This window comes from Saccharopolyspora ipomoeae (assembly GCF_029952525.1).
GTDB lineage: Bacteria > Actinomycetota > Actinomycetes > Mycobacteriales > Pseudonocardiaceae > Saccharopolyspora > Saccharopolyspora ipomoeae.
In genome coordinates this window covers 460,254-472,644 of record NZ_JASAOF010000003.1, presented here as the reverse complement: position 1 = coordinate 472,644, position 12,391 = coordinate 460,254, and the positions used below count along the sequence as shown (strand labels likewise).

The 12,391-nt window shown below is 69.1% G+C and carries 13 protein-coding genes; 12 read left to right on the top strand and 1 reads right to left on the bottom strand.

Going from position 1 to position 12,391, the window contains the following annotated elements:
- Positions 1–148 precede the first annotated feature (148 nt).
- The 3 genes from rpmE (at position 149) to prmC (ending at position 2,438) form a co-directional block, all read left to right on the top strand.
- Positions 149–361 (top strand): 50S ribosomal protein L31, encoded by a 213-nt coding sequence (rpmE, locus tag QFW96_RS08840; RefSeq protein WP_093413636.1) that lies wholly within the window; start codon positions 149–151, stop codon positions 359–361.
- Between the two features lie 126 nt (positions 362–487).
- Entirely contained in the window at positions 488–1,555 is a 1,068-nt protein-coding gene (prfA, locus tag QFW96_RS08835) for a peptide chain release factor 1 (protein ID WP_281455057.1), read from the top strand.
- 10 nt (positions 1,556–1,565) lie between these two features.
- Positions 1,566–2,438, top strand: a complete 873-nt coding sequence (prmC, locus tag QFW96_RS08830; RefSeq protein ID WP_281455056.1) for a peptide chain release factor N(5)-glutamine methyltransferase — start codon at positions 1,566–1,568, stop codon at positions 2,436–2,438.
- A gap of 112 nt (positions 2,439–2,550) precedes the next feature.
- Here prmC and QFW96_RS08825 read toward each other — a convergent pair whose 3' ends face one another.
- Positions 2,551–4,158: an alpha/beta fold hydrolase gene (locus tag QFW96_RS08825; RefSeq protein ID WP_281455055.1), complete on the bottom strand. Its 1,608-nt coding sequence runs from the start codon at positions 4,156–4,158 to the stop codon at positions 2,551–2,553.
- 197 nt (positions 4,159–4,355) lie between these two features.
- Here QFW96_RS08825 and QFW96_RS08820 point away from each other — a divergent pair, with 197 nt between their 5' ends.
- The 9 genes from QFW96_RS08820 (at position 4,356) to QFW96_RS08780 (ending at position 12,391) form a co-directional block, all read left to right on the top strand.
- Positions 4,356–5,006, top strand: coding sequence for an L-threonylcarbamoyladenylate synthase (locus QFW96_RS08820; protein ID WP_281455054.1), 651 nt, complete (start codon positions 4,356–4,358; stop codon positions 5,004–5,006).
- Positions 5,007–5,221: 215 nt separating this feature from the next.
- Positions 5,222–6,388, top strand: a complete 1,167-nt coding sequence (locus QFW96_RS08815; protein WP_281455053.1) for a glycosyltransferase family 4 protein — start codon at positions 5,222–5,224, stop codon at positions 6,386–6,388.
- Complete coding sequence (locus QFW96_RS08810) at positions 6,388–6,861, top strand: Cg1360 family ATP-synthase-associated protein (RefSeq protein ID WP_281455052.1); 474 nt, start codon at positions 6,388–6,390, stop codon at positions 6,859–6,861. The genes QFW96_RS08815 and QFW96_RS08810 overlap by 1 nt, the downstream gene beginning before the upstream one ends.
- Before the next feature lie 275 nt (positions 6,862–7,136).
- Entirely contained in the window at positions 7,137–7,916 is a 780-nt protein-coding gene (gene atpB / locus QFW96_RS08805) for a F0F1 ATP synthase subunit A (RefSeq protein WP_281455051.1), read from the top strand.
- Between the two features lie 104 nt (positions 7,917–8,020).
- Positions 8,021–8,278, top strand: coding sequence for an ATP synthase subunit c family protein (locus QFW96_RS08800; protein WP_029534827.1), 258 nt, complete (start codon positions 8,021–8,023; stop codon positions 8,276–8,278).
- 35 nt (positions 8,279–8,313) lie between these two features.
- Complete coding sequence (locus QFW96_RS08795; RefSeq protein WP_093414614.1) at positions 8,314–8,871, top strand: F0F1 ATP synthase subunit B; 558 nt, start codon at positions 8,314–8,316, stop codon at positions 8,869–8,871.
- Positions 8,872–8,893: 22 nt separating this feature from the next.
- Complete coding sequence (locus tag QFW96_RS08790; RefSeq protein ID WP_281455050.1) at positions 8,894–9,724, top strand: F0F1 ATP synthase subunit delta; 831 nt, start codon at positions 8,894–8,896, stop codon at positions 9,722–9,724.
- A gap of 91 nt (positions 9,725–9,815) precedes the next feature.
- A complete protein-coding gene (gene atpA / locus QFW96_RS08785; protein WP_281455049.1) occupies positions 9,816–11,459 on the top strand; it encodes a F0F1 ATP synthase subunit alpha in 1,644 nt (547 codons plus the stop codon).
- 11 nt (positions 11,460–11,470) lie between these two features.
- Complete coding sequence (locus QFW96_RS08780) at positions 11,471–12,391, top strand: F0F1 ATP synthase subunit gamma (protein WP_281455048.1); 921 nt, start codon at positions 11,471–11,473, stop codon at positions 12,389–12,391.

Sequence of the window (12,391 nt, the reverse complement as noted above, 5' to 3'; positions counted from 1 at the left end):
CGACGAACGGCGCCGGGAATACTGCTCCGAACACCTGCGTTGCAGGTCGCGTGCCGTGGTCTGGCACAATCGAAGGCTGGTTCCGGTCCCGGTTCACCACGTCGCGATGTGCGCGTGGACCCGGCGGCCAAGTCGAGAGGAAAAGCCGTTGAAGAGTGGCATCCACCCCGAGTACGTGGTGACGCAGGTCAACTGCGGTTGTGGCAACAGCTTCACCACCCACAGCACCCGCAAGAGCGGTCAGATCACCGTTGAGGTCTGCTCGAACTGCCACCCGTTCTACACGGGCAAGCAGAAGATCCTGGACACCGGTGGTCGCGTGGCCCGCTTCGAGGCCCGGTACGGCAAGCGCAAGAAGTAGCTGCGCCGACGGCGCCCGCCCTCCGCTCCCACGCGCGAGGGCGGGCGCCGTCATTGCGTGAGGGCCGTCTCGACCGGGGCGGCCGCGCCGAGACCGACTTCAAGCCGTCAGGAAAAGGGTCGCCCCGTGGAGACATCGAAGCTCGAAGGTCTGCTGGCCGAGTACGACGATCTGGAGAAGCGGCTGGCCGACCCGAGCGTGCACGTCGACCAGGCGAACGCCCGCAAGCTCGGCCGCCGCTACGCCGAGCTCACCCCGATCATCCGCACCTCCCGCGAACTCGACGAGACGCGCTCCGACCTGGAGACCGCGCGCGAGCTCGCCACCGAGGACGAGGGCTTCGCCGAGGAGGCCGAGCGGCTCGCCGAGCGCGTCCCCGAGCTGGAGGACAAGCTCACCGAGCTGCTGCTGCCCCGCGACCCGCACGACGGCTCCGACGTGGTCCTCGAGGTCAAGTCCGGTGAGGGCGGCGAGGAATCCGCGCTGTTCGCGGGCGACCTGCTGCGCATGTACCTGCGGTTCGCCGAGCGCCAGGGCTGGCGGGCCGAGATCCTCGACTCCACCGAGTCCGACCTCGGCGGCTACAAGGACGCCACCGTCGCGCTCAAGGCCAAGTCCGGCGACAACAGCCCCGACGGCGTGTGGGCGAAGATGAAGTTCGAGGGCGGCGTGCACCGCGTGCAGCGCGTCCCGGTCACCGAGTCCCAGGGCCGCGTGCACACCTCCGCCGCCGGCGTCCTGGTCTACCCCGAGCCCGAAGAGGTCGAGGTGGAGGTCGAGGAGAAGGACCTGCGCATCGACGTCTACCGGTCGTCCGGGCCCGGTGGGCAGAGCGTGAACACCACCGACTCGGCGGTGCGCATCACCCACCTGCCGACCGGCATCGTGGTGTCCTGCCAGAACGAGAAGTCGCAGCTGCAGAACAAGTTGCGCGCCATCCAGGTGCTCAAGGCGCGCCTGCAGGCCGCCGCGGAGGAGGAGGCCGAGCGGGAGGCGTCGGAGACCCGCCGCAGCCAGGTCCGCACGGTCGACCGCTCCGAGCGCATCCGCACCTACAACTTCCCGGAGAACCGCATCTCCGATCACCGGGTCAACTACAAGGCGTACAACCTCGATCACGTTCTCGACGGCGACCTGGAAGCGGTGCTCGACGCGCTGCTGGCTGCGGATCGCAACGAGCGCCTCGCGCTCTAAGCTGACCGACGTGACCCGACAGCCCTTGCGCCTGGCCATCCTGGAGGCCGAGCGCACTCTCACGGCGGCGGGCGTGGGGAGCCCGCGCACCGACGCCGAGCTGCTCGCCGCGCACCTGCTCGGCGTCGAGCGCACCAAGCTGATGATGGTGCCGCTGGTCGACCCGCCGGTCGTGCAGGCGCTGCAGGACCTGGTGCGCCGCCGTGCCGCGCGGGTCCCGCTGCAGCACCTGACCGGGCAGGCCTTCCTGGGAGAGGTGAACCTCGAAGTGGGGCCGGGCGTGTTCGTGCCCCGCCCGGAGACCGAGCTGCTCCTCGAATGGGGAGCGGGCGTCATCGAGGACATCGACAAGCCCGTGATCGTCGACCTGTGCACGGGATCGGGTGCGCTCGCGCTCGCCTTGGCGCACGCCCGGCCGGACGCCGCGGTGCACGCGGTCGAGAAGGACCCCACCGCGCTGTCGTGGGCCCGGCGCAACGCCGAGCGGCGAGCGGAGTCCGGCGACAGCCCGATCGCCCTGTACTCGGGCGATGTCACCGACCCGATGCTGTTCATGGAGCTCGAGGGCCTCGTCGACCTGGTCGTCTGCAACCCGCCGTACGTGCCGGACGGCACGCCGGTCCCGCCCGAGGTCCGCAACCACGACCCGCACGAGGCGGTCTTCGGCGGCCGCGACGGTCTCGACGTCGTCCGCCACGTGGTGGCATGCGCGGCCCGCCTGCTCAAGCCGGGGGGCGGAGTGGCGATCGAGCACGACGACACCCACGGCGGCTCGGTGCCCGCTCTCCTGCGCGCCCGCAGGGTCCTCACCGACGTGCGGGAACACCCCGACCTCGCCGGTCGCCCCCGCTTCGCCACCGCCCGCCGCACCGAGCCGGAGTGACAGGGAGGTTCCCCTGCTCGCGCGGAGGAGGGGAACCTTTCGCGCACGGCCGGGCGTCGTGGCGGTGAAGGTCGCGAAGCGAGCGCCGGTGGTGCGCGAAAGGTTCCCTTGCTCAGGTCACGGGCTTGTCGTCGGTGCTCTTCGAGTCGGTCTTCTTCGGCTTCTCGGTTTCCTCGGGGGCGTCCGTCTCGTCGTCGGCGGTGGGAGTTTTCGCGTCGGTGCCGCTGGTGTCCGCGTCCGAACCGGTGTCGTCGGCGGCGGCCTCGGTGCCGCTGTCGCTGTCGTCGCCATCCGAGGTGTCGTCGCCATCCGAGGTGTCGGTGGCGGCCGGTTCGGTGGCGGCCTTCTCGGACGACTCGGCTTCGTCGGTCGACCCGGTCTCCTGCTTCGGCTCCGTCTTCTCGGCCGTCTCGGGTTCCTGCGCCGTCTCGGGTTCCTGCGCCGTCTCGGGCTCTCCGGCCGTTGCTGCGTCCTGGGCCGTTTCGGAATCCTCCGGTGCGTCGTCTCCGTCCTTCGGCGTGGAGTCGAGCTTGATGAAGCGGGTCGGTGCGTCGGTGGTCGCCTTCCTGTCATCGCCGCCCTCGTCTGAGGGGGCAGCGGTGCTCTCCGACGCCTCGTCGGTCGTCTCGGTGGTCTTCGAGGTGTTCTCGGGCTTGTCGGGGGACTCCTCGGACCGCTCCTGCGACTTCACGTCCTCGGACGCGGACGTGCCGATCTTCATCATCTGGGTCTCGGCGTCGGCGCCGGGCCCGTCGTCCTGCGGGGTGGCGGGGACCTTCATGCGCTGCGTGGGGGCCTCGGCGGTCGCATCGCGCTGCGGGGCCGAGGCCGGCGGTGCCGCCGGGGGCGGGGCGTTGAGCGCGTTGACGAACTCGCGGAGCAGGGCGTTGAACTCCGTGGGGCGTTCCCGGTTGGGCCAGTGACCGGCCTGCTGCATGATCCGCAGCTGGGCGCCGGGGATCGCTCCGGCCACCGCCTGGGCGGAGGCGACCGGGACGAGGGCGTCCTTCTCGCCGTGGACGACCGTGACCGGGCAGGTGATCCGGTTGAGCTGCGGCAGGTGGTTGATGCTCATCGAGCGCCGGTTGATGGCGTCGGCGTGCCAGTCGGCGAACACCGAGCGGCGGACGCGGGCCTCGGCGCTGACCTCCTCGACGACCGCGTCCAGGTCGGGCACCGACGTCGAGTCGGCGAAGAACACCTTGTTCAGGGCGGTGCGCACCAGGGCGCGGTTGCCGCGCAGCAGCTTGGCGGCGACCCGGCCGGTCAGGTCGGTGCGCATCAGCAGGTAGGTCAGCAGGTGGTGCGGCATGCGGTGCTGCACGCCGGTGCTGTCGACGAGGGCGAGCGCGCGGACCCGCTGGGGGTGGCGCAGCGTGAAGCCGGTCGCGATGCTGCCGCCCATCGACAGGCCGACCAGGATCGCCTGCGGGACCTGCCAGGCGTCGAGCAGCCAGCGCAGGACCTCTTCGAAGGTGCGCTGGTTGCCGCGGCCGCGCCACTCGGTGCTGCCTCCCTGACCGGGCAGGTCGGGGGCGTAGACGCGGTGGTCGGGGGCGAGGGCGCCGATGGTGTGGCGCCAGCTGAGCAGGGCGTTGTCGGGGCCGCCTCCGTGCAGCAGGACGATCGGCGGTCCGTCGGTTCCCGCCTTGTAGTAGCGGACCTTGCCGGCCGGGAATTCGATCTGGTCGACCTCGACACCCTGGGGTGGGGCGGTCATCAGCGTTCTCCTCATTTCTGTGCTCGATCGGCGCCCGTGTCCGGCAGACGCGTGGGAGGCCGGGTTCGTTCCACGTCCACGGCCACACCCGAATTGATCTCGGGCCGATGCTCCGGCGTTACTAGTCAGGATGCCCCCGACGGTGATCTGGTGCACCACCCGCAGGTGTCTCGGCGTGGCGTGTCAGGATTCGTGGTGTGAGCACCGTTTTTGACTGCAGCAGTCAGGACAAGCGCAAGGCGGGACTGGCCGCCGCGGCGAACGCGGTCCGCGCGGGCGGGCTCGTCGTGCTGCCGACCGACACGGTCTACGGCATCGGCGCAGACGCCTTCGACGCCGAGGCCGTGCGGTCGCTGCTGGCGGCGAAGGGCAGGGGCCCGGACATGCCGGTGCCGGTCCTGGTCGGTTCCTGGTCCACGGTGGACGGCCTGGTCATGTCGGTCCCGGAGCAGGCGCGAGCGCTCATCGAGGCGTTCTGGCCGGGCGGGCTGTCGCTCGTGCTGCCGCAGGCACCGTCACTGAACTGGAACCTGGGCGAGACCCGGGGCACCGTGAACCTGCGGATGCCGCTGCACCCGGTCGCCCTCGACCTGCTGCGCGAGGTCGGCCCGATGGCCGTCTCCAGCGCCAACTTCACCGGTCAGCCGCCTGCCGGCAACGTCACCGAGGCCGAGGAGCAGCTCGGCGACCGGGTCCAGGTGTACCTCGACGGCGGGCCGTCGGGGGAGCCGGTGGCCTCGACCATCGTCGACCTGACCCAGGGCACGCCGCGGATCCTCCGCGACGGCGCTGTGAGCAGGGCGGAGCTGTCCGACGTGCTGGGCGTGGAGCTCGAAGCGGACCGGTGAACGGTCCCGGTGGCGCGATCGATAGCGTTAGGCCTGTAACAGTGCGGACCTGCCGTCCCGGTCGGGGCGGGCGGCGGTCTCGCCGCGCGGGTGCCAGGCGCCGCGGCGACGCCGGCGGGACCGCGATTCTCAAGCGACGAGGAGCGCCGGGTTTGATTACTCCGTTCTGGGGGCTGGACTTCGACCGCGCGCCGCAGCGCGGGTGAGCCACCGGCATGGACTACGCACCCTTCGCCCCGGTCGGACTGCCCGCTCGTGAGTACCTGCTGGTCCTGCTCACGGCGGCCGTCACGACCTTCCTGCTGACCGGTCTGGTCCGGTTGCTGGCCATCCGGGTGGGCGCGGTCGCCTACCCGCGGGTCCGGGACGTGCACGTCAAGCCGATGCCGCGGATGGGCGGCGTGGCGATGTACGGCGGCGTGCTGGCCGCGATCTTCCTGGCCGCGAACCTGCCCGCGCTGTCCCGCGGGTTCAGCTACTCCAGGGATTCCCTCGCCGTGCTCATCGCGGGCGGGTTGATCGTGCTGGTGGGCGCGCTCGACGACCGGTTCGAGCTGGACTCGCTGACCAAGCTCGCCGGTCAGGTCACCGCGGCCGGGATCCTGGTGCTCGGCGGCGTGCAGTGGTTCGTGTTCTGGGTGCCGTGGGGCGGCTCCGACGGGCACGTGGGCCAGCTGCTGGTGCTGGGCAGCAACCAGGGGCAGCTGCTGACGGTGCTGCTGGTCGTGGCGATGATCAACGCGATGAACTTCGTCGACGGCCTCGACGGGCTGGCCTCGGGCATCGGGCTGATCTCGGCTGCGGCGACGTTCGTGTTCTGCCTGAGCGTGCTGGACCGGCAGAACGGCGACGTCAACGCCTACCCGCCGGCGCTGATCGCGGCCGCCATCGCCGGTGCCTGCCTGGGCTTCCTGCCGCACAACTTCCAGCCCGCGAAGATCTTCATGGGTGACTCGGGGTCGATGTTGATCGGCCTGATGCTGGCCACGGCGAGCACCTCGGCGTCCGGCCGCATCATCTACACCGGTTCCGGGCCGGGCGACACGATCGCGCTGCTGTCGCCGCTGCTGGTGGTGGCCGCGGTGCTGTTCGTCCCGCTGCTGGACCTGATCATGGCGGTGGTGCGGCGGACGAAGGCGGGCAAGAGCCCCTTCCACGCCGACAAGATGCACCTGCACCACCGGCTGCTGGAGATCGGTCATTCGCAGCGCCGCGCGGTCCTGCTGATGTACCTGTGGGCGGCCGTGATCGCCTTCGGCGCGGTGTCGTTGACGCTGTTCAACACGTGGGTGGTCGGCTGGGTCGTGGGACTGGTCGTCCTGCTGGCCGCTATCATCTCGTTGATTCCGCGCATGCGAACCCGAGCCGATCGAGAGTCCTGATGAGCGAAGCATCCGAGCCCGCCACCGGCGAGCAGGCCGTGCAGGCCGAGCCGGTGAACCCGCACGCCGAGGTCGTGCGCAGGTTGGCCTCGGCGATGCTGCGCACCGCCGTGTGGCCGGGTGCGGCCACCGTGGTCGTCGGGGCGATCGTGGCGACGGTGCTGGTCGGTGTTCCCGGGCTGGTCGGGGCGCTGATCGGCGGGGTCGTGGCCTTCGGGTCCTCGCTGCTGACCATCTGGCTGATGCGGTTCTCCGGAGGCATGAACCCGCAGTTTGTGATGGTTGTCGCATTGGGTGGATACGTGGGCAAGATGCTGGTGCTGCTGGTGGTGATGACGCTGCTGGGAGGCGTCGACGCCATTCACCGGGAGTCGCTGGCGTTCACCATGCTGGCCACCGTGATGGTGTGGGCCGGTGCGGAGGTCGTGGCCTTCAAACGCACCAGGATCCCGACCATCATTCCGGGTAACTGAACCGTTCTCACGGCGTAATCCGGCCCTGCGGATGGGTGGAATCGCAGGGGTAGCCGACCAGCATGTCGGTTGGCTACGTACCCGCTGGTAAGGTCTGAACCGCAAGCCTTCCCTGCACAGCGGGTTGAAGGGCACCAGGAGGCCGGCCCTTGAGACACCACTAGGTGGGGTGGGCCCCTCCGCGTGCCGGATCGCGTATCAGGTACGTTAAGTGCAAAACGTGACGATTCCCCCGGAAGAGTGAAGTTCGGCCGGGAGAACCGGAAGGAGCCCAGTTGGGCGCGCTGATGCTGGCCGAAGGCGGAACATTCCAGCCGCCGGGCGCCGATAGCTTTTTCCTCCCGCCGATCGCCGGCGGAGTCACCAAGCCGATGGTTCTCGTCATCGCTTCGGCGATCATCGTGGGCGCCTACTTCCTGATCGCCACCCGAAACCTGAAGCTGGTTCCGGGCAAGGGTCAGTTCGTGGCCGAGTTCGCCTACGAGTTCAGCAGGAACAAGATCGCCCGGGAGCAGATCGGTGCCAAGGACTTCCGTCCTTTCGTGCCGCTGATCTTCGCGCTGTTCACGTTCGTCCTGGTGAACAACCTCTTCGGCATCATCCCGATCATCCAGTTCCCCACGATGTCCAAGATCGGTTTCCCGATCGCGCTGGCGGCCGTGGTGTACCTGGTGTTCCACGGGGTCGGATTCGCTCGGCACGGCTTCCTGGGCTACTTCAAGCACATCATGTTCCCGCCCGGGGTTCCGAAGCCGATCTACATCCTGCTGGCGCCGATCGAGTTCCTGCAGAAGTTCATCGCGCAGCCGGCCGCTCTGGCGGTCCGAGTTTTCGCCGCGATGTTCGCCGGGCACCTGATCCTGCTGGTGTTCACGCTCGGCGGTGAGTACCTGCTCCTCGAGGCGGGCGCGGCGTTCAAGCCCATCTCCGTGGTGGCGTTCGCCTTCGCTATCGCCCTGACCTTTGTCGAAGCCCTGATCCAGGTGCTTCAGGCCTACATCTTCGCCTTGCTGACCGCCAACTTCATCGGTGCGGCACTGGCCGAAGGCCACTGAGGGCCCGACACAAATAAAAACCGGGCGACGACAAAGACTTTCCGATCCGAAAAAGGACCTGTCGATCCGCCCAGATAAAGCGGACCGAGTGAAAGGTAGTGAAAGTGAGCAACATCGTTCTCGCGCAGGCCGCTGAGGCTGCGGGCAGCATCAACCCCGGTCTCGCCGCGATCGGCTACGGCCTCGGCGCCGTCGGCCCGGGCATCGGCGTCGGCCTGATCTGGGCCGCGGTCATCAACGGCACCGCCCGCCAGCCGGAGGCCCAGGGTCAGCTGCAGGGCATCGCCTGGATCTCCTTCGTTCTGGTCGAGGTGCTGGCGCTGATCGGTCTGGTCGTCTACTTCATCGCGTCGGCTGCCTGATCATCTGACGGCTCAACGCGTTGGGAGACGTTGTGGTGAAGACCCAGATGCTGCTGGCCGCTGAAGGCGAGCACAACCCGATCATCCCGGAGCCCGCGGAGATCGTGGTCGGTCTGATCGCGTTCCTGCTGCTGCTGTTCGTGCTCTGGAAGTTCGCGGTCCCGCGCTTCGAAAAGATCTACGCGGAGCGCAGCGAGCGGATCGAGGGCGGCATCGCGAAGGCCGAGGCCGCGCAGGCCGAGGCTCAGCGGACCCTCGAGCAGTACAAGTCGCAGCTGGCCGAGGCCCGCGCCGAGGCCGCACGCATTCGCGACGACGCCCGTGCCGAAGGGCAGCAGATCCTGGAGGAGATGCGCGCTCAGGCTCAGACCGAGTCGGACCGCATCGTCAGCCAGGGTCAGGCCCAGCTGACGCACCAGCGGGCGCAGATCGTCGCCGAGCTGCGTGCCGATCTGGGACGTCAGGCGGTCGACCTGGCCAGCCGGGTGGTCGGCGAGTCCCTGGAGGACGAGGCGCGTCGTCGCGGAACCGTGGACCGGTTCCTCGACGAGCTGGACGCGACCTCGGCCCCGGCCGAGTCGGCCAAGCCCTGAATCTAGTGAAAGGCGCTGAGAGTTGAGCACCCTCGTGAACGCCGCGAGCCGTGAGGCGATGGCAGCCAGCCAGCTGCAGTTGCTGCAGGCCACTGACGGGGCTCAGGCTGCGGAGATCACCGGGCTCGCCGACGAGCTGTTCGGCGTGGCCGCTCTGCTGGGCCGTGAGTCCACGCTGCGGCGGGCGCTCGCCGATGCCTCCACCGACGCGCAGTCCAGGGAGAACCTGGCCCGCGGGTTGCTGGAGACCAAGGTCGGCGCCCGGGCGCTTCCGGTGATCGTCGAAGCCGTCCGCGCCCGCTGGTCCAGCCCGAACGACCTCGTCGGCGGTCTGGAGCAGCTGGCCCGCACCGCGCTGCTGGTGCAGGCCGAGCGGGCAGGTCGCCTCGACGCCGTCGAGGACGAGCTGTTCCGCCTGGGCCGGATCATCGGCTCCGAGGTGGATCTGGAGCGCTTGCTGTCGGATCCCTCCGGGGACCCGGCGGCCAAGACCGCCGTGCTGGATCGGCTCATCGAGGGCAAGGTCGAACCGGTCACCCTCGAACTGGTCCGGCAGCTCGTGGCCCGGCCGCGCGGTCGGCGGGTCAGCGAGGGGCTGGAAGAGCTGGCCGAGCTGTCGGCGAAGCGCCGGGAACGCTCGGTGGCGCACATCCGATCCGCTTTCCCGCTCAGCGCGGAACAGCAGGACCGGTTGTCGCGCACCCTGCAGCGGATCTACGCCCGTCCGATCGCTCTGCACCTGGAGATCGATCCCGGTGTCGAGGGCGGGCTGCTGATCAAGGTCGGTGACGAGGTCATCGACGGCAGCGTGACGGGACGCCTGCAGACGCTGCGGCGCGACCTGGCCGACTGATGCCGACGCCGCGCCCCGGCTTGACCGAGCCGGGCGCGCGGCGCGCAACACCAACTCCCTTCCAAGAACTAACCGAGGGCAGGAACGAGACATGGCGGAGCTGACGATCTCGTCGGACGAGATCCGCAGTGCGATCGAGAATTACGTCTCCAGCTACTCCCCGGAGGTCAGCCGCGAGGAGGTCGGGGTCGTCACCGAGACCGGTGACGGCATCGCCCATGTCGAGGGCCTGCCTTCGGTCATGACCGAGGAGCTGCTGGAGTTCCCCGGCGGCATCTACGGTGTCGCGATGAACCTGGAGGCTCAGGAGATCGGCGCGGTCATCCTGGGTGAGTCCGACAAGATCGAGGAGGGCCAGGAGGTCAAGCGGACCGGCCAGGTCCTGTCGACCCCGGTCGGCGACAACTTCCTCGGCCGCGTCGTGAACCCCCTGGGCGAGGCCATCGACGGTCTCGGCGACATCGTCGCCGAGGAGCACCGCCCGCTGGAGCTGCAGGCCGCCACGGTCGTGCAGCGGCAGGGCGTCGGCGAGCCGATGCAGACCGGCATCAAGGCCATCGACTCGATGACCCCGGTCGGTCGGGGTCAGCGTCAGCTGATCATCGGTGACCGCAAGACGGGCAAGACCACGGTCGCCGTCGACACGATCATCAACCAGAAGCAGAACTGGGAGTCGGGCGACCCGGCCAAGCAGGTCCGCTGCATCTACGTCGCGATCGGCCAGAAGGGCTCCACGATCGCCGGTGTGAAGCGGTCCCTCGAGGAAGCCGGCGCGATGGACTACACCACCATCGTCGCCGCCCCCGCCTCGGACTCCCCGGGTCTGAAGTGGCTGGCCCCGTACACCGGTTCGGCCATCGGCCAGCACTGGATGTACCAGGGCAAGCACGTCCTGATCATCTTCGACGACCTCACCAAGCAGGCCGAGGCGTACCGAGCGATCTCGCTGCTGCTGCGTCGTCCGCCGGGCCGCGAGGCCTACCCGGGTGACGTCTTCTACCTGCACTCGCGTCTGCTGGAGCGCTGCGCGAAGCTGTCGGACGAGCTGGGCGCGGGTTCGATGACCGGTCTGCCGATCATCGAGACCAAGGCCAACGACGTGTCGGCCTACATCCCGACCAACGTCATCTCGATCACCGACGGCCAGTGCTTCCTGCAGTCGGACATGTTCAACGCCGGTCAGCGCCCCGCCATCGACGTCGGTATCTCGGTGTCGCGTGTCGGTGGTTCCGCGCAGATCAAGGCGATGAAGGGCGTCACCGGTTCGCTGCGTCTGGACCTGGCCCAGTACCGCGAGCTGGAGGCCTTCTCGGCCTTCGCCTCCGATCTGGACGCCGCTTCCAAGGCCCAGCTGGACCGCGGTGCCCGCCTGATGGAGGTCCTCAAGCAGGGCCAGGGCGAGCCGCTCCCGGTCGAGGAAGAGGTCCTGACGCTGTTCATCGCCACCAAGGGTCACCTCGACTCCGTGGCGGTCGGCGACGTGCGCCGCTTCGAGGCCGAGTTCCGCGCTCACATGCGTCGCTCGCACGAGACCACGCTCAAGGAGATCGTCGAGACCGGCAAGCTGTCGGCCGACGGCGAGAAGGTCATCGTCGACGCGGTGGAGGAGTTCAAGAAGAGCTTCACCGGTTCCGCCGGTTCGGCCGCCCCGAGCGGCCCGGACGCCGAGGCTCTGGCCGCCGACGAGGTCGGGCAGGAGACCGTGAAGGTCGCCAAGCCCGCCCCGAAGGAGTGACCAGATAAGCCATGGCCAACCTTCGGGAACTCCGGGATCGCATCCGGTCGGTGAAATCGACCCGGAAGATCACCAAGGCGCAGGAGCTGATCGCTACCTCGCGCATCACCAAGGCGCAGGCCAGGGTCGAGGCTTCGCGGCCGTACGCCGAGGAGATCACCAACGTCCTGTCCGCGCTGGCCGACGTGAGCACGCTGGACCACCCGCTGCTGACCGAGCGCTCGAACCCCAAGCGGGCCGGGGTGCTGGTCGTGACCAGTGACCGGGGTTTCTGCGGTGGGTACAACGCCAACGTCATCAAGGCGGCGGAAGAGCTGCAGGCCCTGCTCCGCGAGCAGGGCAAGCAGCCGGTGCTCTACGTCATCGGCCGCAAGGGCGAGTCGTACTACCGGTTCCGGCAGCGCGAGATCGAGGCCAGCTGGTCCGGTTTCAGCGACCGGCCCGAGTACGCCAACGCCTCCGAGGTCGGCGAGACCCTGGTCAAGGCGTTCCTGGCGGGCGCCGACGACTACCTCGACGACGGTGGTCCGGACGGTAAGCTGGGTGTGGACGAGCTCCACCTCGTCAGCACCGACTTCGTGTCGATGCTGACGCAGAAGCCGGCGGTCCGGCGGATCGCTCCGCTGGAGGTCGAGTACACCGACGAGCGCAAGCTCAAGCCCGTCTTCGAGTTCGAGCCGGACGCCGAGACGCTGTTCTCCGCCCTGCTGCCGAAGTACATCAAGACCCGCCTGTTCGCGGGTCTGCTGGACTCGGCGGCGTCGGAGCACGCGGCGCGGCGGACCGCGATGAAGTCGGCGACGGACAACGCGGACGAGTTGATCCGCAACCTCAGCCGCGAGGCCAACCAGGCCCGCCAGGCCCAGATCACCCAGGAAATCAGCGAGATCGTCGGCGGTGTCGAGGCGCTCTCGTCCGCAGGAAGTGAGTGA

Coding starts and splice junctions, on each gene's coding strand:
- QFW96_RS08825 (WP_281455055.1), bottom strand. CDS start 4,158: ATGACCGCCCCACCCCAGGGTGTCGAGGTCGACCAGATCGAATTCCCG.
- QFW96_RS08815 (WP_281455053.1), top strand. CDS start 5,222: ATGGACTACGCACCCTTCGCCCCGGTCGGACTGCCCGCTCGTGAGTAC.
- QFW96_RS08810 (WP_281455052.1), top strand. CDS start 6,388: ATGAGCGAAGCATCCGAGCCCGCCACCGGCGAGCAGGCCGTGCAGGCC.
- atpA (WP_281455049.1), top strand. CDS start 9,816: ATGGCGGAGCTGACGATCTCGTCGGACGAGATCCGCAGTGCGATCGAG.
- QFW96_RS08780 (WP_281455048.1), top strand. CDS start 11,471: ATGGCCAACCTTCGGGAACTCCGGGATCGCATCCGGTCGGTGAAATCG.